21 protein-coding genes are annotated in these 22,465 nt (G+C 61.2%); 10 read left to right on the top strand and 11 right to left on the bottom strand.

The annotated features are described in order from the left end of the window. Positions 1 to 122: 122 nt before the first annotated feature. On the top strand, positions 123 to 1,781 hold the full coding sequence (locus tag AB4P90_RS00505; protein ID WP_395605574.1) for a BBE domain-containing protein: 1,659 nt from the start codon (positions 123 to 125) through the stop codon (positions 1,779 to 1,781). Between the two features lie 32 nt (positions 1,782 to 1,813). On the opposite strand, the gene AB4P90_RS00500 is transcribed toward AB4P90_RS00505, so the two are convergent. The 6 genes from AB4P90_RS00500 to AB4P90_RS00475 all read right to left on the bottom strand — a co-directional run bounded on the left by AB4P90_RS00500 (position 1,814) and on the right by AB4P90_RS00475 (position 7,543). Continuing rightward, positions 1,814 to 3,118, bottom strand: a complete 1,305-nt coding sequence (locus tag AB4P90_RS00500; protein WP_073452739.1) for an MFS transporter — start codon at positions 3,116 to 3,118, stop codon at positions 1,814 to 1,816. Between the two features lie 162 nt (positions 3,119 to 3,280). Continuing rightward, positions 3,281 to 4,429 carry a galactonate dehydratase gene (dgoD, locus tag AB4P90_RS00495; protein WP_003187297.1) on the bottom strand — a complete coding sequence of 383 codons (1,149 nt, stop codon included), beginning with the start codon at positions 4,427 to 4,429 and terminating at the stop codon, positions 3,281 to 3,283. Positions 4,430 to 4,477: 48 nt separating this feature from the next. Continuing rightward, positions 4,478 to 5,098, bottom strand: a complete 621-nt coding sequence (locus AB4P90_RS00490) for a 2-dehydro-3-deoxy-6-phosphogalactonate aldolase (protein WP_014716302.1) — start codon at positions 5,096 to 5,098, stop codon at positions 4,478 to 4,480. Position 5,099: 1 nt separating this feature from the next. Beyond that, complete coding sequence (locus tag AB4P90_RS00485) at positions 5,100 to 6,059, bottom strand: 2-dehydro-3-deoxygalactonokinase (protein ID WP_038448344.1); 960 nt, start codon at positions 6,057 to 6,059, stop codon at positions 5,100 to 5,102. 176 nt (positions 6,060 to 6,235) lie between these two features. Continuing rightward, the gene (locus tag AB4P90_RS00480) at positions 6,236 to 6,562 is read right to left on the bottom strand and encodes a DOPA 4,5-dioxygenase family protein (RefSeq protein ID WP_014716300.1); all 327 of its coding nucleotides are present in this window, start codon (positions 6,560 to 6,562) and stop codon (positions 6,236 to 6,238) included. Between the two features lie 30 nt (positions 6,563 to 6,592). Beyond that, entirely contained in the window at positions 6,593 to 7,543 is a 951-nt protein-coding gene (locus AB4P90_RS00475) for a choline sulfate utilization transcriptional regulator (RefSeq protein WP_395605573.1), read from the bottom strand. Positions 7,544 to 7,646: 103 nt separating this feature from the next. On the opposite strand from AB4P90_RS00475, the gene betC reads away from it, so the two are divergent. The 3 genes from betC to AB4P90_RS00460 all read left to right on the top strand — a co-directional run bounded on the left by betC (position 7,647) and on the right by AB4P90_RS00460 (position 11,885). Continuing rightward, positions 7,647 to 9,161, top strand: a complete 1,515-nt coding sequence (gene betC, locus AB4P90_RS00470; RefSeq protein WP_130174808.1) for a choline-sulfatase — start codon at positions 7,647 to 7,649, stop codon at positions 9,159 to 9,161. A gap of 18 nt (positions 9,162 to 9,179) precedes the next feature. Continuing rightward, positions 9,180 to 10,094, top strand: a complete 915-nt coding sequence (gene choX / locus AB4P90_RS00465; RefSeq protein ID WP_014716297.1) for a choline ABC transporter substrate-binding protein — start codon at positions 9,180 to 9,182, stop codon at positions 10,092 to 10,094. 222 nt (positions 10,095 to 10,316) lie between these two features. After that, positions 10,317 to 11,885: a SulP family inorganic anion transporter gene (locus tag AB4P90_RS00460; protein ID WP_073843348.1), complete on the top strand. Its 1,569-nt coding sequence runs from the start codon at positions 10,317 to 10,319 to the stop codon at positions 11,883 to 11,885. Positions 11,886 to 12,018: 133 nt separating this feature from the next. Here AB4P90_RS00460 and aroE read toward each other — a convergent pair whose 3' ends face one another. Both aroE and hemF read right to left on the bottom strand, forming a co-directional pair. After that, positions 12,019 to 12,837 (bottom strand): shikimate dehydrogenase, encoded by an 819-nt coding sequence (gene aroE / locus AB4P90_RS00455; RefSeq protein ID WP_014716295.1) that lies wholly within the window; start codon positions 12,835 to 12,837, stop codon positions 12,019 to 12,021. Further along, positions 12,837 to 13,769: an oxygen-dependent coproporphyrinogen oxidase gene (gene hemF, locus AB4P90_RS00450; RefSeq protein WP_014716294.1), complete on the bottom strand. Its 933-nt coding sequence runs from the start codon at positions 13,767 to 13,769 to the stop codon at positions 12,837 to 12,839. Before hemF ends, aroE begins: the two co-directional genes overlap by 1 nt. Before the next feature lie 178 nt (positions 13,770 to 13,947). On the opposite strand from hemF, the gene AB4P90_RS00445 reads away from it, so the two are divergent. Beyond that, positions 13,948 to 14,925: a quinone oxidoreductase family protein gene (locus tag AB4P90_RS00445; protein ID WP_395605572.1), complete on the top strand. Its 978-nt coding sequence runs from the start codon at positions 13,948 to 13,950 to the stop codon at positions 14,923 to 14,925. Between the two features lie 110 nt (positions 14,926 to 15,035). Here the strand turns inward: AB4P90_RS00445 and AB4P90_RS00440 are convergent, their stop codons facing one another. From AB4P90_RS00440 to AB4P90_RS00430, 3 genes are all read right to left on the bottom strand, one after another. Next, positions 15,036 to 15,593, bottom strand: a complete 558-nt coding sequence (locus tag AB4P90_RS00440; RefSeq protein ID WP_014716292.1) for an L-threonylcarbamoyladenylate synthase — start codon at positions 15,591 to 15,593, stop codon at positions 15,036 to 15,038. 73 nt (positions 15,594 to 15,666) lie between these two features. Further along, a complete protein-coding gene (dprA, locus tag AB4P90_RS00435; protein ID WP_073452729.1) occupies positions 15,667 to 16,770 on the bottom strand; it encodes a DNA-processing protein DprA in 1,104 nt (367 codons plus the stop codon). Between the two features lie 63 nt (positions 16,771 to 16,833). Beyond that, the gene (locus AB4P90_RS00430; protein ID WP_032901539.1) at positions 16,834 to 17,610 is read right to left on the bottom strand and encodes a hypothetical protein; all 777 of its coding nucleotides are present in this window, start codon (positions 17,608 to 17,610) and stop codon (positions 16,834 to 16,836) included. Positions 17,611 to 17,745: 135 nt separating this feature from the next. Here AB4P90_RS00430 and def point away from each other — a divergent pair, with 135 nt between their 5' ends. The 5 genes from def to AB4P90_RS00405 all read left to right on the top strand — a co-directional run bounded on the left by def (position 17,746) and on the right by AB4P90_RS00405 (position 22,425). Next, positions 17,746 to 18,252, top strand: coding sequence for a peptide deformylase (gene def / locus AB4P90_RS00425; RefSeq protein WP_003187273.1), 507 nt, complete (start codon positions 17,746 to 17,748; stop codon positions 18,250 to 18,252). 69 nt (positions 18,253 to 18,321) lie between these two features. Then, complete coding sequence (fmt, locus tag AB4P90_RS00420) at positions 18,322 to 19,275, top strand: methionyl-tRNA formyltransferase (RefSeq protein ID WP_014716289.1); 954 nt, start codon at positions 18,322 to 18,324, stop codon at positions 19,273 to 19,275. Beyond that, on the top strand, positions 19,272 to 20,582 hold the full coding sequence (rsmB, locus tag AB4P90_RS00415; RefSeq protein ID WP_122300912.1) for a 16S rRNA (cytosine(967)-C(5))-methyltransferase RsmB: 1,311 nt from the start codon (positions 19,272 to 19,274) through the stop codon (positions 20,580 to 20,582). Before fmt ends, rsmB begins: the two co-directional genes overlap by 4 nt. Before the next feature lie 22 nt (positions 20,583 to 20,604). Next, positions 20,605 to 21,978 carry a Trk system potassium transporter TrkA gene (gene trkA, locus AB4P90_RS00410; RefSeq protein ID WP_014716287.1) on the top strand — a complete coding sequence of 458 codons (1,374 nt, stop codon included), beginning with the start codon at positions 20,605 to 20,607 and terminating at the stop codon, positions 21,976 to 21,978. 135 nt (positions 21,979 to 22,113) lie between these two features. Continuing rightward, the gene (locus AB4P90_RS00405; protein WP_014716286.1) at positions 22,114 to 22,425 is read left to right on the top strand and encodes a M48 family metallopeptidase; all 312 of its coding nucleotides are present in this window, start codon (positions 22,114 to 22,116) and stop codon (positions 22,423 to 22,425) included. The last annotated feature ends 40 nt before the right edge of the window (positions 22,426 to 22,465 follow it).

Here is a 22,465-nt window from a genome sequence, read left to right as displayed (position 1 = left end):
CTTTTTTATCGCACTTCGTGCCCTTTGCCGTCTAACCACCTTCGCAAGTCCTGCAGTCCTTGCCCCTCGGTCGTTAAGTTAGCCGCATCAGAAGTCATTCTTGTCTCTTTAAGGAGTACATCATGGCATTTGATCTCGTCACGGTTTCAGACCGTCGTCACTCAGCCCTACAAAAAGGCTTCAACCTGCGCTGGCCCTTGGGAAACGTGCAGGGCCAGTCGTCGACCAAGGGCGCCAATCTGATTTACCTGTGCCGCAGCCCGCAAGACATCATGGACGCCGCCGCCCAGGCATTGGCCCTGCCCAATGGGCGCATCACCGTACGCAGCGGCGGTCATTGCTACGAAGGGTTTGTCGCCAACAAGATGCCCGACAGCCCGCATGAGGTGCTATCGATCCTGGATATCAGCGCGCTGAACCGAGTGGTCTACGATGCCAGCGGCCAGATCGGTTCCGAGCTGAATCCCACGCAGCCCTTTCGCTACCGCTTTCGCCTCGAGGCCGGCAGCCAGGCCTGGGACAGCTATAGCATGTTGTACAAGCAAGCCAACAAGACCCTGCCCGGCGGGTCATGTTACTCAGTGGGCCTGGGCGGGCACATTTGTGGTGGCGGCTACGGGCTGCTGTCGCGCAAGTATGGACTGGTGTGTGACTGGCTCAGCGGGGTCGATATCCTGGTGCCTGACAGCCAAGGCAAAGGGCTCGAACCGCGCCATGTCAGCAGGGACAGCACGCAACAGGACGAATTGGACCTGTTCGCCGCGTGCTGCGGTGCGGGGGGTGGGCAATTCGGCATTATCACCAGCTATTACTTCGAAGACCTGCCACCGGCCCCCAAAGAAGTACTGTGGCTGGTGTTGGAATGGGATTGGTCAGTACTGACCCAGGATGCACTGAACAATCTGCTGGCGGCTTACCAGCTATGGTTTGCCAGCCATCAGAACAACCCGGACACCTGGGGCCTGGCGACCAAACTGGAAATGCGCCACGAGCACACAGGCAATATCACCCTGGGCATCCATTATGTGGACAAGGAGGGTGAGCTGAACGACCTTGCGCCCTTCGATGATTTTGTCGACAAGATGCTCACGGCCATCGGCTTACCTGCCACCGAGTCGCTGGTGCCGTTTCATGTGGTCCATTTGCCGCCTGGCACAGCCGGCGGGCGCCCCATCGACTCAGTGTCATCCGCCCAGGCTGCGGCGCGGCGCCTGGATTGGCTGGCGTGCCAGCAAACATTGAATGGTTCGGGAGACAATCAGCGTGGGCGCTATAAATCGGCCTATCAGAAAGGTGAATTCAGCCCTCACGTATTAGAGGCCATCTGGCGGGCCTTGACCTGGCCAGACCCAGACAACCACCTGACACAAAGCCTGATCCAGATCCAGTCCTTCGGCGGCCAGATCAACGCCGCCAGTGCGCCCGTACGCAAGGAGTCGTCGGCCGCCCAGCGGTCGTCCTTCCTCAAGTGGCAACCCCAATGTTACTGGCACGGCGACAGCGCCGCTGCGGACCAAGTCCATGCTGACTGGATCCGGGGGCTGTACTTCAACGCGTTTGCCGACGCTCAAGGCGTGCCGCTCAACGATGCGTTCGAAGGCTGCTACATCAATTATCCCGACCTCGACATGACTTACAAAGGAGGTAACCCGGCCAACGGCAAAAACCCCCAGTGGTACAAAATCTTCTTTCCCGATCTGATGATCGAAAGCCGCTTGCGCCGTACCAAGCAGCGCTGGGACCCGCACAATATATTTCGCAACGAGATGTCGGTGCCGTAGAACAAAAAAAGGCGACCCGAAGGTCGCCCTTTTTACAGCTCGATCCGCTCGACTTTGCCGACCAGCAATATGTAGGAAAGCGCACCGAGCAACGCCAAGACCGCGATATAGGTGATGGCCGGCGCAAACGATGAGCCACTGGCCAGAAAACCAATCACGATAGGTGTGGCAATCGCCGCCAGGTTGCCAATGAAGTTGAACACCCCGCCGGTCAGCCCCAGCAGACGGGCAGGCGCCAAGGTCGACACCAACGACCAGGTGATCGACGCCAGGCCATTGCCGAAAAACGCCACCGCCAGAAACGCGATGACCCACCCCGTCGATTCCACGTAGTTGGCCCCGATGATCGCCGTGGAAATCAGCAGCCCGCTGATGATCGGCAACTTGCGCGCAAAGCCCACTGACGCCCCACGCCGAATCAGCCAATCGGAAAACACCCCCGAACACAGCACGCCCACAAACGCGGCCAGGAACGGCAAGGAGGCCAGCAAGCCAGACTGGATAAAGTCCATGCCGCGATATTTCACCAGGTACGTCGGGAACCAGGTCAGGAAGAACCACAGCGTGGAGTTCAGGCAAAACTGGCCCAGGTAGATGCCCCACAGCTTGCGCTTGCTCAGCACGATGCCGAGGTCGGTCCAACTGAAGGGTGCCTTGACGGTTTTAGCCTGTATGTCCACCAGCCCGCCACCGTCGCGGATCAGTTGGACTTCGGCTTCGTTGACGCCTTTGAAATCCTTGGGCTCGCGATACACCGCATACCAGATCGCCGCCCACAGGATGCCGATGCCACCGGTTACCACAAACACCATGTGCCAGCCGTACTGGTGCTGCAGCCACGCCAACACCGGGGTGAGGAACGCCAGGCCGACGAATTGCCCGGAGGTATAGACGCCGATAGCCGTGGCGCGCTCACGCTCGGGAAACCAGGTGGTGACCACACGGCTGTTGATGGGATAGGCCGGTGCCTCCAACGCGCCCACGGCCATGCGCAGCACAAACAGCGCGATAAAGCTGGCGGCGAAACCGAGCATCACGGTGGCAATCGACCACAGCAGCAGGGCTGCCGTGTAGAGAATGCGCGGCGGCACTCGATCTACCAGCCAGCCACCCGGGATTTGCATGGCCGCGTACGTCCAGCCGAAGGCAGAGAAAATCAGCCCGACTTGCACCGGGTCGATCCCCAGCTCGCTGGTCAGCGCGGGCGCGGCAATCGACAGGTTGCTGCGGTCGAGGTAGTTGATGACCACGGTGATGAACAGCAGCACCATGATGAAAAAGCGCTTTCTGCTGGGCGTGACTAAAGAAGCCTGCCCGGTGAGGGATTCAGGGTGCATGGGGGGTGCCTCTTTTTATATTTGTTGAGGAAGGAACGCGCTCAATGTGGGAGCTGGCTTGCCTGCGATGGCGGCATGAATGGCACCGCTGCGGTGACTGGCCCACCGCCATCGCAGGCAAGCCAGCTCCCACATTTTTAGCGCGTTTCAATCAAGTGGAAATCACCACTCGGCAAAACTGCCATCGGCATGGCGCCAGATCGGGTTGCGCCAGCGATGGCCGATGGCCGCGCGCTCAACCACATACTCCTCGTTGATCTCAATGCCCAACCCCGGGCCGTTGGGGATCTTCACAAAGCCCTGGTCATAGTCGAATACGCCCGGGTCTCGCACGTAGTCGAGCAGATCATTGCTTTCGTTGTAGTGAATACCCAGGCTCTGCTCCTGGATAAACGCGTTGTAGCAAACCGCATCCAATTGCAGGCATGCCGCCAAGGCAATCGGGCCCAGTGGGCAGTGCAGGGCCAAGGCCACGTCGTAGGCTTCGGCCATGTTGGCGATCTTGCGGGTTTCGGTAATCCCACCGGCGTGGGAGGCGTCCGGCTGAATGATGTCGACGTAGCCTTCGCTGAGCACCCGCTTGAAATCCCAGCGCGAGAACAGGCGCTCGCCCAGGGCGATCGGCGTACTGGTCAGCGGCGCCAGTTCTTTCAGCGCTTCGTAGTTTTCGCTCAGCACCGGCTCTTCAATGAACATCAGTTTGTATGGGTCGAGCTCTTTCATCAGCACCTTGGCCATCGGCTTGTGCACGCGGCCATGGAAGTCGACGCCGATACCCACGTTAGGGCCGACCGCATCGCGCACGGCAGCGACGTTGGCCAAGGCCAGGTCGACTTTTTCGAAGCTGTCGACGAACTGCAATTCTTCGGTGCCGTTCATTTTTACCGCCGTGAAGCCACGCGCTACGGCCTCTTTGGCAGCACGGGCGGTGTCGGCGGGGCGGTCACCGCCGATCCATGAGTACACGCGAATCTTGTCACGCACCTGGCCGCCCAGCAGATCGCTGACCGACACACCGAGGGCTTTGCCCTTGATGTCCCACAACGCTTGGTCGATACCGGCGAGGGCGCTCATGTGCACCGCGCCGCCTCGGTAGAAGCCGCCGCGATAGAGCACGGTCCAGATATCTTCGATATTGCGTGGGTCTTTGCCGATCAGGTAGTCGGACAGTTCTTCGACGGCGGCGGCCACCGTGTGAGCGCGGCCCTCGACCACCGGCTCGCCCCAGCCGGTCACACCCTGGTCGGTTTCGACCTTGAGGAAGCACCAGCGCGGCGGAACGATAAAGGTCGTCAGTTTGGTGATTTTCATCTCTTGTCTCTCTTATAGATGCAGCGCCTGTGGGCGCGGAATATGCTCTCAGCCGAGGGCTTTCCAGGCGGCGACATAAGCCTGGGCACGGCTCGCAACCTGATCCACTGTCATGCCCGGCTTGAACAGCCCGGAACCCAATCCGAAGCCCTTGGCGCCGGCGTCGGTAAACACCTGCATGTTGTCCGGGGTGATGCCGCCCACCGGCAGCAGCAATGTGCCCGCCGGCAATACCGCCAGCCATGCCTTGATCACTGAAGGGCCCATCTGCTCGGCCGGGAACAGCTTCAACACATCGGCGCCTTCGGCCAGTGCGGCAAAGGCTTCGGTAGGCGTGGCTACCCCAGGCGACAAGTACAGGCCCGCCGCTTTAGCGGCACGCAGCACCTTGGCATCGCTGTGGGGCATGACGATCACCTGGCCTCCGGCGGCCTTGACCTGTTCGACCTGCTCAGGCGTCAACACCGTGCCGGCACCGATCAGGCAATCGGCGGGCAAGCTGTCGCGCAGGATGCGGATGCTGGTGTAAGGGTCTGGCGAGTTGAGCGGCACTTCGATCACGCGAAACCCCGCGTCGTACAGCACCTGGCCGACCGCCTGGGCTTCGTCGGGGCGTAGGCCGCGCAGGATGGCGATCAAACCGTTTTGTGCGAGTGCTTGCTTGAGCATGTCAGGCCTCCAGTACAGGTCGAATGAGCCCGGCGGCTTGCGCCAGTTGCCACAGGCCACGCTCAGTGGCTTCTTGCGCCAGGCTGACGTGGGCAAATCCGCAAAGGGCGAGGGCGCGTTGATAGCGGGCGCAAAGTGCAGCAGCGCCGACCAGGATGATCGGCTGATGTTTGGCCGAATCTGGCAAGCCGGCGAGCTCATGGCCGATGAGCAGGCCAGACAGGTAATCGGGTTGCTGGTCGGGCGCCAGCTGCGCGGTCAGCCCAAGGGTACGGGCACTGAACAGGGTCGAAAGTACGCCACGCTGACCATCGTTGGACAGCGCCACGCGCACGCCTCGATCAAACGCCTCGGCCTGGAACTGCTCGCTCGCCTGCTGGGTACGCCCCAGGATGCTGTGCTTGCTCAACACCGCAAACACTTCGCCAGTCATGAAGGTATCGAAATGGGTAATGCGGCCTTCCACCACCTCGACCCATTTGGAATGGCTGCCGGGCAGGCCGATCAACACCTGGGGCCCTAGCCCTTGCAGTACGCCGAGCACTTGGGTTTCTTCGCCACGCATGACATTAGGCAGACCCACTTGCTCGATCACCCCCGGCACGATATGCACCTGCACCCCGCGCAGGCTGCGTATGCCATGCAACGCCTGGCCGAGACTGGCGACATCCACGGGCGTGCTGCGATAGGCCGCCTCGCTCCAACCCTGTGCGCTGCCGACCATGCCGCAAGCGATCACCGGCAGCTCGGGCTGGGCATCAAGCCAATCGCCACAGGCGCTATCGAACGCCAGTTCAAAGCCATCGGTGCACAGCACACCGGCTATTTCCCGGGACGCTGTGGGCAAATGCATGATGCCCGTAGCCAGCGAGCGCTGTTCCAGCACAACCCCCGCGGGGCCGAGTTTGTAAGCACGAAGGGAGCTGGTCCCCCAATCGAGCGCGATCAATTGCGCCTGCATCGCTTCACCTGAAATGAGTGGGTGCTGATAAAAGCAGATGGGCGAATATAAACCTAGGGCGCGGAATATCTCAATATATAAATATCAATCCCATATAATGAGACAAGACAAGATAAATCCTACAACTCATCCTGTTTTTACTTAGGGAAAGACGCGGGATTATCGGGTAGGAAAGGCTAAAAAATAGACAGGTCCAGTTCGCGCATCGCCCCCATCCAGATGGCGTAATCGGTGTGGTCCTTGAGGTCGTCACCGGTTTCAGGGTGCAGGAACACCACCAGACCATTGCGATGCAGCGCCAGCCACGGCAACACCACGCCGATATATTCCGGCTCGAACGCCAACTGGCAACTCCAATCCGGGTGCGGGCCCACGGGCCGCTCGTGCACGCGGCCCATGCGCAGCGGGAACAACTTGGCGGCGTCTTCACAGAGCGTGCGCGCCTGCTCGATCGTGCTGGCATCGAAGTAGATATGGGCGTGGTAGCCCTTGATACGTTGCATGGCAGACTCCGGTTCCACTGTGCGCCGATCCTAGACCGCAATCGACGGCAGGGCCAGCCCGGTCAACGACTGCGCACTGCTGGCCTGTTCCGCCACCAGCCACTCGACAAATCGGTCCACCAACTGCCCACGGCGTTTGCGCTGGGGCTGCACCACGTAATAGCCCAAGCGCGACGTCACCGTGTGGCTGATCGGCCGGCACAGCCAATTCTGCTCCAGCAGGTTATCCACCAGGTGGCGCCAGCCGATGGCGACGCCCTGGCCGGCAATCGCGGCCTGGATCAGCAAGGTGTAGTTGTCAAAGCGCAATTGCCCAGGGGTCGGCGCAGCCGTGATACCCAATTCACGGAACACGCTATTCCAGTCGAACCACTGGCTGTTGTTTTCCTGGTGCAGGTGCAGCAACGGGCAGTCTTGCAAGGTCTGCACCGTCAGGGGCGCGACCTGCTCCTTGAGCCACTGCGGGCTGCACACCGGGAACACTTCCTCATTGAACAACCACAGGCTTTCGCCCTGCTTGAAACGGCCATCGCCAAACAGCACCGCCACATCAATATCGCTGCGCAGCGTGGCGTGGTTGCGCTCACTGGTGACCAGGCTGACATCCACCTGCGGGTTGGCCTGGTGAAAGCGATGCAGGCGTGGCATCAGCCAATAGGCGGCGAAGGCAAAGTCGGTGGCGACTTGCAGCACTTCATGCTGGCTTTGTTGAGTGATGGCGCCGAGGCCCTGATTGATGTTCTGCAGGCCGCCTTGCACATGCTCGAACAGCCGGGCGCCAGCGTCGGTCAGTTCGATGCCGCGGTAAATGCGATCAAACAGGCGGATCGCCAGTTGCTCTTCAAGGCGTTTGATTTGCTGGCTGACCGCCGGTTGGGTGGTACCCAGCTCCATCGCGGCCGCGGTGAAACTGCGATGACGCGCCGCCGCCTCAAAGGCGCGCAGCAAATCGAGAGAGAGGCCACCCAACGCTTCATACATAAGCTCAACTTATCCTAGTCATTGCTGTGCATGGGCTTTACCCCATAATTTAAGGACCGCATGCTCATTGGCATAAACACTGCCTATGGAATGCCGAGAAACCATGAAGCGCAAGAATATTCTTTTCATCATGGCCGATCAGATGGCCGCGCCGATGCTGCCGTTCTACGGGCCTTCCCCGATCAAGCTGCCCAACCTCAGCCGCCTGGCGGCACAAGGCGTGGTGTTCGACGCTGCCTATTGCAACAGCCCGTTGTGCGCACCGTCGCGCTTCACCTTGGTCAGCGGCCAGTTGCCGAGCAAGATCGGCGCCTACGACAACGCCGCCGATTTCCCCGCCGACGTGCCGACCTATGCCCACTACTTGCGCCGCCTGGGCTACCGCACCGCACTGTCGGGCAAGATGCACTTCTGCGGCCCCGACCAGTTGCACGGCTATGAGGAACGCCTGACCAGCGACATCTATCCCGCCGACTACGGCTGGGCGGTGAACTGGGATGAGCCAGACGTACGCCCTACCTGGTATCACAACATGTCCTCGGTGCTGCAAGCCGGTCCGTGTGTACGCACCAACCAGCTGGATTTCGACGAAGAGGTGGTGTTCAAGGCCCAGCAATATCTGTTCGACCACATCCGCGAGCCGGGCGACCAGCCGTTCTGCCTGACCGTGTCGATGACTCATCCCCACGACCCTTACACCATTCCCAAGCCGTTCTGGGACCTCTACGCCGACACCGAGATCCCAATGCCCGCGACGCCGCCCCAGGCCGATCTCGACCCGCATTCCCAGCGGCTGCTCAAGGTTTATGACTTGTGGGACAAACCGCTGCCTGTGGATAAGATCCGCGACGCCCGCCGCGCCTACTTCGGTGCCTGCAGCTATATCGACAGCAACGTCGGCAAGCTGCTGCAGACCCTGGAAGACACCGGCCTGGCCGACGACACCCTGATCATTTTCTCTGGCGACCACGGCGACATGCTTGGCGAGCGCGGCCTCTGGTACAAAATGCACTGGTTTGAAATGGCCGCCCGCGTGCCGCTGCTGATCAGTGCACCGGGGCAGTTCGCCGCTGGCCGCGTCGCCCAGGCCGTGTCGACCGCCGACTTGTTGCCGACCCTGGTGGAATTGGCCGGAGGCGAACTGGATCCGCACTTGCCGCTGGACGGCCGCTCGCTGGTCGCGCACTTGCAGGGGCAGGGCGGGCATGACGAAGTGTTTGGCGAATACATGGCCGAAGGCACCGTCAGCCCATTGATGATGATTCGCCGGGGCGCCTACAAATTCATCTACAGCGAGGACGATCCTTGCCTATTGTTCGATCTGTACAACGACCCGAACGAGCAGGAAAACCTCAGCCAGTCAGCTGAACATCGGCCATTGTTCGAGGCGTTCTTGCGCGAAGCGCGGGCTAAATGGGACATCCCGGCGATCCATCAACAGGTGCTCGCCAGCCAACGCCGTCGCCGCCTGGTGTTTGAAGCGCTGACCCAAGGCAAGCTCAAGAGCTGGGATCACCAGCCACTGGTAGACGCCAGTCAGCAGTACATGCGCAACCATATCGACCTTGATGACCTGGAGCGCAAAGCACGTTTTCCACAACCCTGCCAAAACCAATAAGTAGACAGAGGGAAGGCCATGCAAAAGTTGACCGTGGTACTGAGTTTGGTGGTGCTCAGCAGCGCCCAGGTGTACGCAGACACTCGCTGCGAAACGGTAAAGATGGCCGATCCAGGCTGGAGCGATATTGCCGCCACCAACGCTATCACCAGTTTCCTGCTGACGGGCATGGGCTATCAACCCAAGGTCGACACCCTGGCGGTGCCGATTACCTTCGGCGGGCTCAAGGACGGCCAGGTGGATGTCTTCCTCGGCAACTGGATGCCGGCGCAGCAGGGCTTCTACGACAAGTTCGTGGCCAACGGCGATGTGGTGCAACTGGCGAAGAACCTGGAGGGCACCGAGTTCACCCTCGCCGTGCCGGACTATGTGTGGGACGCCGGGGTGCATGACTTTGCCGACCTGAACACATTTGCCGACAAGTTCGACAAGAAGATCTACGGCATCGGCTCCGGCGCACCAGCCAATATCTCGTTGCAGGAGATCATCAAGAAAAATGATTTCGACCTGGGGCAGTGGAAGCTGATCGAGTCCAGCGAACAGGCGATGCTCGCAGAGGTCTCGCGAGCGGTGAAGAAACAGCGTTTCATCACCTTTCTCGGCTGGACCCCGCACCCGATGAACGTGCAACTGAAAATGCGCTACCTCAAGGGCGGCGAGCAGTACTTTGGTGCCACAGGCAGCGTCTATACCTTGACTCGCAAGGGTTACGCACAAGCGTGCCCCAATGTCGGCAAACTGCTGACCAACCTGAGTTTTACCCAGGCCATGGAGAACAGCATCATGGCTGACGTGGCGAACAACAAGGTCAGCAATGCGCAGGCGGCGAAGACGTGGATCAAGGCCAACCCGGCGGTCCTGGACCAATGGCTGGAGGGGGTGAAAACCCTGGACGGCCAGGAGGCGTTGCCGGCGGTAAAAGCCAAACTCTGACGTTAAAATCGGACGCAGAGCGTCCCGAGCAGCATTCCCACGCAGAGCGTGGGAACGATCAACTCTGACGCTTGCCGGCGACCCCGTGGGAGCTGGCTTGCCTGCGATAGCATCACCCCGGTATGCCTCTCACACCGAGGCGCCAGCATCGCAGGCAAGCCAGCTCCCACAGGTACCCATGCATATTGATACTCTTGCCAAAACCCTTTATCCGAGCCTGCGATGCCCCGGCCCAACCGCCATACACTCTTGCCTTTCCTGCGCTGGCTGCCGCGCCAAACCCGCGCCAGCGTCGGCCGGGACGCGATCGTCGGCCTCAGCGGCGCTGTGCTTGCGCTGCCGCAGTCGATTGCCTACGCACTGATCGCCGGTCTCCCACCCGAATATGGGCTCTACGCAGCCATCATCCCAGTATTGATCGCCTGCCTGTGGGGCTCGTCCTGGCACCTGATCTGCGGGCCCACGGCCGCCATCTCCATCGTGCTTTACGCCAGCATCAGCCCACTGGCCGTGCCAGGCTCCCAGGACTACATCACCCTCATACTGTTGCTGACCTTCCTCGCCGGGGTATTCCAATGGTTGCTCGGCCTGCTGCGCTTCGGCGCGTTGGTGAACTTTGTCTCCCATTCGGTGGTGCTGGGTTTCACCCTGGGTGCCGCCGTAGTGATCGCCTTGGGGCAACTGCCCAACCTGCTCGGCTTGGATTTACCGAGCCAGGCCACGGCTATCAATGGCCTGCTGGCGCTGATCGACCATCGTGGCGAGTGGGACCACGCGTCCCTGGCCCTGGGGCTGGGTACATTGCTGGCAGGTATGCTGCTCAAGTACCTGGTGCCACGTTGGCCGACATTGTTGATCGCCTTGGTGTTGGGCAGCCTGGCGGCATGGCTGTTGCCGGCGATGTTCGGGCATGTGGCACGGGTCAGTTCGTTTATTGGCAAACTGCCGCCGTTCAGCCCGTTGCCGATGGATCTGGATCTGGTACTACGCCTGCTGCCCAGTGCCGTAGCGGTGGGAATGCTGGGGTTGGTGACCAGCCTGTCGATTGCCCGTTCGCTGTCCGCCCGCTCGCAACAACTGCTCGACGCCAACCAGGAAGTACGCGCCCAGGGTTTATCCAACATCGTGGGCGGATTTTTTTCCGGATACCTGTCAGCCGGATCGTTCACCCGCTCGGGCCTCAGTTATGAGGCGGGTGCCTGTTCGCCATTGGCGGGGGTTTTTTCGGCTCTGTGGGTGGCGTTATTCGCGTTATTTGGCGCAGCGTTGATTGCGCATATTCCGATCCCGAGCATGGCGGCGAGCATCCTGCTGATCTGCTGGGGCCTGGTGGACCACCGCGGCATTCGTGCGCTGTTCCGGGTCAGCCGCGCCGAATTTGTGGTGATGAGCCTGACCTGTGTCGCCACCTTGTTGCTGGAGCTGCAAACGGCGATCTATGCCGGGGTACTGGCGTCGCTGTTTTTCTACCTCAAACGCACCTCGCAGCCACGGGTGCAACACTGGCGCGACGGTGAAGCGGATGTGTTGCGGGTGGGCGGCTCGATCTTTTTTGGCGCCAGCCATTACCTGCAAGTGCGCCTGCAACGTCTGCAGGGTGAGCGGGTGGTGATCGAGGCGCAGCAGATCAACTTTATCGACTATTCCGGGGTGGAGATGCTGCACCAGGAGGCGCGGCGGTTGGCGGGGTTGGGCCGTAGCTTGACGTTGCGTGGGGCCAGGCCGCAGGTGGTCGAGGAGCTGAAAAAGCTCGACGGGCCCGATAACTGCCCCATCGACTTTGAAAACTGAACGCGATCAAAACTGTGGGAGCTGGCTTGCCTGCGATAGCGGTGGGTCAGCCAGCACATGGGTAACTGACCTATTGCTATCGCAGGCAAGCCAGCTCCCACATTTTAACTGTGCCCACATTTGGAGTGGGGAATCAGGCCAATTGCCGGCGCAGTTCGGCCAGTACGGGGCCCGAATCCGGACGCACGCCGCGCCACAGCAAGAAGGCTTCCGCCGCTTGCTCCACCAGCATGCCCAGGCCATCCATCGCCACCGCCGCGCCTTGCTCGCTCGCCCAGCGGCAGAATGCAGTGGGTTCCTTGGCGTACATCATGTCGTAGCAGAAGGTCTTGCCCGGCTCGATCAGACTGCCGGCAATCGGCGGTACATCGCCTGACAGGCTGGCCGACGTGGCATTGATGATCACGTCCACCGGCTCACGCAACCAGTCGAAACCACTGGCAGACACCGGGCCCAGGTCATCGAACAGCTCAGCCAGTCGCTCGGCCTTTTCCACGGTGCGGTTGGCGATGATCAACGACGAGGGTTGCTGCGCCAGCAACGGCTCCAGCGCACCGCGTACCGCGCCACCGGCGCCCAACAACAGGATGCGTTTGCCTTGCAGGCTCAGCCCGGCATTGACCGTCAAGTCGCGCACCAGGCCCGCGCCGTCGGTGTTGTCGCCCAACAACGTGCCGTCAGCCAGTTTGCTCAAGGTGTTCACGGCGCCGGCGCGCTGGGCACGTTCGGTCAGGGTATTGGCCAAGCGATAGGCCTCTTCCTTGAACGGCACGGTCACGTTGGCGCCACGGCCCTGTTGGAAAAACTCACGGGCACAGGCGGTGAAGTCCTCCAACGGCGCGAGCATCGTGCTGTAGTCCAGTTGCTCGCCGGTCTGGGCGGCGAACAGACGATGAATCAGCGGCGACTTGCTATGGCCGATGGGGTTGCCGAACACCACATAACGGTCCATCACACCGCCGCCTTGGGCGCGGCAACGCCGAGCCAGTCACGGTCTTGCAGGAAGTAGTCGGTGAGGCGCGCCTCTTCGCTGCCGGCTTCGGCCTTCCAGTCGTAGCTCCAGCGTACCTGAGGTGGCAGCGACATCAGGATCGACTCCGTACGCCCGCCCGATTGCAGGCCGAACAGGGTGCCCCGGTCATAGACCAGGTTGAACTCAACGTAGCGGCCCCGGCGGAACTCCTGGAACTGGCGTTGTTGCTCGGTGTACGCCATGGCCTTGCGACGCTGCACAATCGGCAGATAGGCATCGATGTAGGCATCGCCGATGGCGCGGATGAAGGCGAAGCAGGTGTCAAAGCCCCACTCGTTCAAGTCATCGAAGAACAGCCCACCGATGCCACGGGGCTCGTTGCGGTGCTTGATGTGGAAGTAGGTGTCACACCAGGCCTTGTAGCGGGAGTACACGTCCGGGCCAAACGGTGCACAGGCCTGCTCGGCCACGCGGTGCCAGTGAATGCAGTCTTCTTCATTGCCGTAATACGGGGTGAGATCGAAGCCACCACCGAACCACCACACCGGTTCTTCGCCTTCTTTTTCAGCGATGAAAAACCGCACATTGGCGTGGGAAGTCGGTACATGAGGGTTATGCGGATGGATCACCAGTGACACACCCAGGGCCTCAAACCCACGGCCCGCCAGTTCAGGGCGATGGGCACTGGCAGACGGTGGCAGACCGCTGCCGAACACGTGGGAAAAGTTGACACCGCCTTTTTCGATCACCGAACCGTTTTCCATCACACGGGTACGACCGCCACCGCCGGCTGGCCGGGTCCAGGCGTCTTCGATAAAGCGAGTGTCCGTCTCGAAGGTTTCCAGGGCGCTGCAAATGCGGTCTTGCAGGTCAAGCAGGTAGGCTTTAACGGCCTCGGTGCGGGTAGTCATGGCATCACCTTGAATCGGGCAAAGCTACGCGAGGCCCATGGGGCGTCGGCGGCAAATGGGCGCACAGGATACCACTGCGCCTACATGCCACTGCACTTAGGTGCACAGCAGTTGACGAGGATCAAGCTTAGGAGTCCGATAGGGGGCTACGCAGATTCGAACCCAAGGAGAAGTGCAGATGGCCAAACGTATCCAGTTCAGCGCCCATGGCGGCCCCGAAGTACTTGAATATGTGGACTACACGCCAGCGGAGCCTGGCCCACAGCAGGTTCGGGTGCGCAACGAAGCTATCGGCCTGAACTTCATCGACACCTATTTCCGCAGTGGTCTCTACGCGCCGCCCACCCTGCCATCGGGCCTGGGTGCGGAAGGCGCTGGTGTGGTCGATGCCGTGGGCAGTGAAGTCAGCCAATTCAAAATCGGCGACCGTGTTGCCTACGGCAGCGGCCCGCTGGGTGCCTACAGCGAGCTGCATGTGTTGCCTGCCGCCAACCTGGTGCACCTGCCGGATGAGATCAGCTTTGAACAGGCCGCCGGTGCCATGCTCAAAGGCCTGACCGTGCAATACCTGTTGCGCCAGACCTATGAGCTCAAAGGCGGTGAAACCATTTTGTTCCACGCCGCCGCCGGTGGCGTGGGTTCCCTGGCCTGCCAATGGGCCAAGGCCCTGGGCGTGAAGTTGATCGGTACGGTCAGCTCCCCGGAAAAAGCCGCTTTGGCCAAATCGCTGGGGGCCTGGGAAACCATCGACTACAGCAAGGAGGATGTCGCACAACGCGTACTGGAATTGACTGACGGCAAGAAGTGCCCGGTGGTATATGACGGCGTCGGCAAAGACACCTGGCTGACCTCGCTCGACAGCGTGTCGCCACGGGGCTTGTTGGTGAGCTTCGGCAATGCGTCGGGTGCAGTGGATGGGGTGAACCTGGGAATTCTGTCGGCGAAAGGATCGCTGTACGTGACCCGGCCTACTTTGGCGACCTACGCGAACAACCCGGCGAACTTGCAGGCGATGGCGGACGATCTGTTTTCGATGATCAAAAGTGGCAAGGTGCGCATTGATATCAACCAGCGCTACTCGCTGGCAGAGGCGGCCAAAGCGCAGACGGAGTTGTCGGGGCGGCGCACGACTGGATCGACCATCCTGCTGCCTTAAGATCGTACCCACGCTCTGCGTGGGAATGCATACCGTGACGCTCTGCGTCACAAGCGGACCCAGAGCGTCCAATGCGGCGTTCCCACGCAGAGCGTGGGAACGAGCTGCACCTACGAGGGGCGCACCACATCACCCGTCACCAGGTCCCGAATCAGGCTCGGGTTCTTGCGCCCACCCAAGGCGCCGCCCAACACCAGGTCCACTTGCCCGCGAAAATACTGCTCCACGCGAATCCGCGTGCGGGCTGCCGGGCGGCCCTGTGGGTTGGCCGAGGTGGAAATCAACGGGCCGACCTCGGCGCACAAATCTCTCACCAACGGATGATCACTGACCCGCAGCGCTACGGTGTCGTGCACACCCGTGACCCATTCGGGCAGCAAGTCTTGATGGGGCACCAGCCAGGTATTCGGCCCTGGCCAGGTGCTGGCCATGCGTTCGATCCATGTGTCCGGGAAATCTTCAAACAGAAAGTCGAACTGACGAATATTGTCCGCCACCAGGATCAGGCCTTTGTCGACCGAGCGGTTCTTGATCGCCAGCAGCCGATCCACTGCTTCTTCGTTCCACGGGTCGCAGCCCAGGCCCCAGACCGCTTCGGTCGGATAGGCGATCACCGCGCCTGCGCGAATTTCCCGTGCGGCTTCCAGCACACGCCACCTGTTGACCATTGTTTACTCTCCGGACTAAAGCTCTGGGCAGTTTACCGATCTTCGTTACAAAACCTAGCGCCAAAAACGTCCACTACAAAAGCCGACACCGCGCCAGCCAGCGCCCGCTTTCGCAAATCACCTGGCCCTCCAACTCCAGCTCCGTCAGGGTGGCCAGCACTTGGGACAACGGCCGGCCGCTGGCAATCGCCAAGGCTTCGCTGCTATGCGGTGCCGCGTGCAGCAGCGCCACCAGCGGATGGGTCACGGGCACCGGCGCAGCAGGGGGCAACCGCTGCCAACCGCGCAGGCCTTCAAGAATGTGCTCGATGGTTTCCACCAGCACCGCGCCATCACGGATCAGTTGATGACAGCCCTTGGCGGCGGGGTGGTGGATGGAACCCGGAATCGCGTACACCTCGCGCCCTTGCTCCGCCGCCAGGCGTGCGGTGATCAGCGAGCCGCTGGACATACTGGCCTCCACCACGAGCACGCCTAACGACAACCCGCTGATAATCCGGTTGCGCCGTGGGAAATTACCGGCCTGGGGCGCGGTATCCAGTGGAAACTCGGAAACCACGGCGCTGCCTTGGGCGATCATCGCCGCAGCAAGCTTGCGATGGCGCTGTGGATAAAAATTTTCCAGGCCAGTGCCAAGCACGCCGATGGTATGGCCGCCCACGTCCAATGCCGCCTGGTGCGCCGCGCCGTCAATGCCCACCGCCAGCCCACTGGTGATGACAAAACCGGCGCTCGCCAGGCTGCGGGAAAAGGCCGCTGCCGTGTCCATGCCTGGGCGAGAGGCACGCCGGCTTCCGACCATGGCCAACTGTGGTTTTTCCAGAATACCGGGGTCGCCCGCCACGAATAACAACGGCGGCGCATCGTCGATCTGCGCGAGCAACGCCGGGTACTCTGGTTGGTCCCACATCAGCAAATGCTGGGCCGGGCGCGCCAGCCAGGCTAACGCCTCACTGGCACCGTCACGGACTTTGGGGCTACGTCGGGCCTCGGCACTGATGGCGGGCAAACCGAGGGAACGCCAGGCGCTGGCGGGAGCACTCAGGGCCTTGGAAGCGCAACCAAAGGCTTCGATCAACACGTGAAAACGCTTGGGCCCCAGTTCTGGCAGCCTGTGCAAGCGTAGCCGGGCTTCCAGCTCTGCCGGGGAAATATCGCTACTGTTTATCGGATTCATATGATCATCCTTGACCGGAACAAGCTGTGGATAACTCTGTTGGTAACTTATTTAGCAGGCTATTTATTGCGCTTGTTGAGCCGTCTCGAAACGGTCTTGCACGGCCAACGACCTTGAAGCACTGAGCACCAGGGCATAGCTGAGCTTTTCGTAGGTGCGAAACACCAGCAGGGTGCCCGCTCGCTCATCCGGGAGCGGCGTGGGCGTACCGGTGAGGGCGTCTCGCACGGTGGCGCCAGCCTTGATCACCGTGAGCAGTTGGCCTTCCATCAGGCCATCGCGGCGGCCCTTGTTCAGGGTCACAGCATCGAGCACGCCAATCTGCGTGACGCCCTTGGGGATGTCGATGATGTGCCCTGTAATCAAGGGTGCGGGTTTGCAGGGTTCCAGGCTGGCCAAAGCAACGGGAGGCTCGGCGCGCAACAAACGGTCACCCGGGCGAATTTCCTGGGTCACCCGTTGCACTGCCAAGGTGGTGAGGCTGTCGGCAAGCACAAAGCGTGCAGTGCCGATGTCGTCGGCATTGATGCCGAGTAATTCCTGGGTAACGGGGTCGGTGTAGGCCTTGCCCCGCCGAAAGATCCCGTAGCTGGGCTGGGCCGGGTCCAGATGCCCGCGCGCATGCACACGCTCGTCGTTGGCACCCAGCACGCGCCCGCCTTGAGCCGCAACAATATAAGGCGCGTTGTCCAGGTCGTGGGGGGATTCAAAAATACGGTTGTGCAGTAAAAAATGCTGAATGGCCTGTTGCGCGGCCTGATCCAGACGCTCAGTGGGTTGCACAATCAATGCCGTGGCGAACGGGGCCCACAGCAGCAAGACGAGTAGCGATTTCCTCATGGGGTGAATCTCCTTTATTATGTGCGTTCGCGTGAAATGCCATAGCCTTCGCGGCTTCCGAGCGTTTCACACCGGCCGTATGGGTCCATCCCACCGCCGATTTGTCTCTTCCTCACATGTGCAGCAATTACGCTTATGGCTATTTTGAACATCCTCGAATTTCCCGACTCGCGCCTGCGCACGATCGCCAAGCCGGTGGCCGTAGTGGACGACAAGGTTCGTCAGTTGGTCGATGACATGTTTGAAACAATGTATGAAGCCCCGGGCATCGGCCTCGCCGCTACCCAGGTCAACGTGCACCTGCGTGTCGTGGTCATGGACCTGTCGGAAGATCGCAGCGAACCTCGGGTGTACATCAACCCTGAGTTCGAACCGCTGACCGAAGAGATGGGCGAATACCAGGAAGGCTGCCTGTCGGTGCCGGAGTTCTACGAAAACGTTGAACGCCCGCTGCGCGTGAAGATCAAGGCGCTGGACCGTGACGGCAAGCCGTTTGAGCTGATTGCCGAAGGTCTGTTGGCGGTGTGCATCCAGCATGAATGCGACCACCTCAACGGCAAACTGTTTGTCGATTACCTGTCCACGCTCAAGCGGGACAGGATCAAGAAAAAGCTGGAAAAAAAGCATCGCCAGCAAGCTTGATGCCCTTCTTCCAAAGGCTTGCTGCGGCAAGCCTTTTTCTTTTGTGACTGTTTTTAACCGAGAACTCCCATGACCGAGCCATTGCGCATTGTTTTTGCCGGCACTCCTGAATTTGCCGCCGAACACCTCAAGGCGCTGCTTGCCAGCCCTTATGACATCGTCGCGGTGTACACCCAGCCGGATCGCCCGGCCGGTCGCGGGCAAAAACTGATGCCGAGCCCGGTCAAGCAATTAGCACTGGAGCACAACATTCCGGTGCTGCAACCGCCGACCCTGCGTAACGCCGACGCCCAGGCCGAACTGGCCGCGCTGAAGCCGGACCTGCTGGTGGTGGTGGCTTACGGTTTGATCCTGCCTCAGGCTGTGCTGGATATACCGCGCCTGGGTTGCATCAACAGTCATGCTTCACTGCTGCCCCGCTGGCGCGGTGCGGCGCCGATTCAACGTGCCGTTGAAGCAGGCGACAGCGAGAGCGGCGTGACCGTGATGCGCATGGAAGCCGGCCTGGATACCGGGCCGATGCTGCTCAAAGTCACCACACCGATCACCGCCCAAGACACCGGCGGCAGCCTGCACGACCGCCTCGCTGAACTGGGGCCGCCCGCCGTGATCCAGGCCATCGCCGGCCTGGCTGCCGGCACACTGGAAGGCGAGGTACAGGACGACAGCCTGGCCACCTACGCGCACAAATTGAACAAAGACGAAGCACGCATCGACTGGAGCCGCCCAGCCGTGGAACTGGAGCGCCTGGTACGTGCCTTCAACCCATGGCCGATCTGCCACAGCACCCTGAACGGCGAAGCCTTAAAAGTGTTGGCCGCGACCCTGGCCGATGGCGCAGGCGCTCCCGGTGAGATCATCGGCGCCAGCAAAGACGGCCTGTTGGTGGCTTGCGGTGAACAGGCGCTGTGCCTGACGCGTCTGCAATTGCCCGGCGGCAAGGCGCTGAACTTCAGTGATTTGTTCAACAGTCGTCGTGAGAAATTCGCCCTGGGCACCACGCTTGGAGTGGTCACTCAATGAACCCACGTCTGGCCGCCGCCAAGGCTCTCGCCGCCGTGCTCAACGGCAAGGCTTCGCTGAACAGTTCATTGCCCACGCAGTTGGATAAGGTTGAAGACCGCGACCGGGGGTTTACGCAGGACCTGGCCTTTGGCACCGCCCGTTGGCAGCCACGGTTGTCTGCGTTGGCCGCCAAGCTGCTGCAAAAACCGTTCAAAGCGGCGGACGCGGATGTCGAGGCGCTGTTGCTGGTGGGTCTCTACCAGTTGCTCTACACCCGCGTGCCCGCCCACGCCGCCATTGGTGAAACCGTCGGTTGCGCCGACAAGCTGAAAAAGCCCTGGGCCAAGGCGCTGCTCAATGCCGTGCTGCGCCGCGCCCAGCGTGAAAGCGAAACGCTGTTGGCCGAGCTGGAACATGATCCGGTGGTGCGCACCGCCCACCCGCGCTGGCTGCAAAAATCCCTGAAGGCCTTTTGGCCCGAGCAATGGGAGGCTATCTGCGCGGCCAACAACGCGCACCCGCCGATGATCCTGCGGGTCAACCGTCGCCACCACAGCCGGGATGCATACCTGCAATTACTCGCCGACGCGGCCATCAACGCCACCCCGTGCGTGTACAGCACGGACGGTATCGTGCTGGAAGTCGCCGCCGATGTACGCAGCCTGCCGGGCTTTGCCGAAGGCTGGATCAGCGTGCAGGACGAGGCCGCGCAATTGGCTGCCGATCTGCTCGATTTGGCCCCAGGCCAGCGCGTACTCGACGCCTGCTGCGCGCCAGGCGGTAAGACGTGTCACATCCTTGAGGTTGAAAAAGACCTGGCCGGTGTGGTGGCTGTGGACCTTGAGGCCAAGCGCCTGGTGCGTGTGCGGGAAAACCTTGCACGCCTGGGCCTCAACGCCGACCTGATCGCCGCCGACGGCCGCGACACCGCGACGTGGTGGGACGGCAAGCCATTCCAGCGCATCCTGCTGGACGCTCCTTGCTCCGCCACCGGCGTGATCCGCCGTCATCCGGACATCAAGCTGACCCGCCAGCCCGACGACATCGCCGCCCTGGCGGTGTTGCAAGGCGAACTGCTCGACGCGCTGTGGCCGACTCTGGAAGTCGGCGGCATCCTGCTTTACGCCACCTGCTCCACGCTGCCCACCGAAAATACCGAGGTCATCCAAGCCTTCCTCGCCCGCACCAGCGGCGCACGCGAACTGGACCTTGCCACCAGCGCCGGCATCAAGCAGCCCCACGGCCGCCAACTGCTCGCGCAGGAAGGCGGGCACGATGGCTTCTACTACGCCAAACTGATCAAGATTGCCGCCGTGCGCGGCTGAATGGTTTTAAGGGAGTGACCGGATGAAAATCATCATCCTTGGAGCAGGGCAGGTGGGTGGCACGCTGGCCGAACATTTGGCCGGTGAAGCCAACGACATTACCGTGGTCGACACCGATGCCGAGCGCTTGCGCAACCTGGGCGACCGCCTGGACATTCGTACGGTGCAAGGCCGCGCGTCGTTTCCGACGGTGCTGCGCCAGGCCGGTGCCGACGATGCCGACATGCTGGTGGCTGTGACCAACAGCGACGAGACCAACATGGTCGCCTGCCAGGTCGCCCACACCCTGTTCCACACCCCGACCAAGATCGCTCGGGTGCGCGAAGCGGCTTACCTGACCCGCGCCGGGCTGTTCGACAACGACGCCATCCCGGTAGACGTCCTGATCAGCCCGGAACAGGTCGTGACCCACTACATCAAGCGCCTGATCGAAATTCCAGGTGCGCTACAGGTTATCGACTTCGCTGAAGGCAAAGCGCAACTGGTAGCCGTGAAGGCCTATTACGGCGGGCCGCTGGTTGGCCAGCAATTGCGCCAGCTGCGTGAGCACATGCCGAATGTGGAAACCCGCGTCGCCGCGATTTTCCGCCGTGACCGGCCGATCCTGCCCCAGGGCGATACGGTGATCGAGGCTGACGACGAAGTATTTTTCATCGCCGCCAAGGCGAACATTCGTGCGGTCATGAGCGAAATGCGCAGGCTCGACGAAAGCTACAAACGCATCGTCATCGCCGGCGGTGGGCAGATTGGCGAGCGTTTGGCAGAAGCCATCGAAAGCCGCTACCAGGTGAAGATCATCGAGATGAGCCCGACGCGGTGCCGGCATTTGTCCGACACCCTCGACAGCACTGTTGTACTGCAAGGCAGCGCCTCGGACCGTGACCTGCTGATGGAAGAAAACATCGCCGACGCCGATATCTTCCTGGCCCTGACCAACGATGATGAAGCCAATATCATGTCGTCCTTGCTGGCCAAGCGGCTGGGGGCGAAGAAGGTGATGACCATCATCAATAACCCGGCCTATGTCGACCTGATCCAGGGCGGCGATATCGACATTGCCATCAGCCCGCAGTTGGCGACCATTGGCACCTTGCTCGCCCACGTACGGCGTGGCGACATTGTCAGCGTGCACTCGTTGCGCCGTGGCGCAGCGGAAGCCATCGAGGCGATTGCCCACGGTGACTCCAAGTCCAGCAAAGTGATTGGCAAGGCGATCCGCGATATCGGCCTGCCGCCCGGTACCACCATTGGCGCGATCATTCGCGATGAAGAAGTGATCATTGCCCACGACGACACGGTGATCGCCACCGGAGACCACGTGATTTTGTTCCTTGTGGACAAGAAACATATCCGCGATGTGGAGAAGCTGTTCCACGTGGGGCTGAGTTTTTTCTGATTAAAAAATTGAGTGAGCCTGCCGCCGCCATCGCGGGCAGGCCCGCTCCCACATGTGATCGCGTTCCAAGTGTGGGAGCGGGCTTGGCCGCGATGACGATATCGAAACCGTTATATAGCTAAAGGACGCACAGTCATGCTCGAATCCCTGGAAAAAATGCTCGCCAAGGGTGTGGATAATTCGCTGCTGCGCTTTGGCCTGGGCAAGGGTTATCTGGACCTGAAGGACAACGCAACGGCGGCCGAGCATTTGCAGCGATGCGTCGAGTTCGATCCGAAGTATTCAGCGGCGTGGAAGTTGTTGGGCAAGGCGCGGCTGGGATTGGAAGATCGCGCGGCAGCACACCTGGCATGGGAGAAGGGCATCGAAGCCGCCCAGGCCCATGGCGACAAACAGGCCGAAAAAGAAATGACGGTGTTCCTGAAGAAACTTGATCGCCAAACCTGAGGTGATCACCTGTGGGAGCTGGCTTGCCTGCGATGCAGAC

The sequence above is a fragment of the Pseudomonas sp. B16120 genome, from assembly GCF_044218845.1.
Lineage (GTDB): Bacteria > Pseudomonadota > Gammaproteobacteria > Pseudomonadales > Pseudomonadaceae > Aquipseudomonas > Aquipseudomonas paracarnis.
Note: the sequence above shows the minus strand (reverse complement) of the source record. Positions and strands in the feature narration are given on the sequence as shown.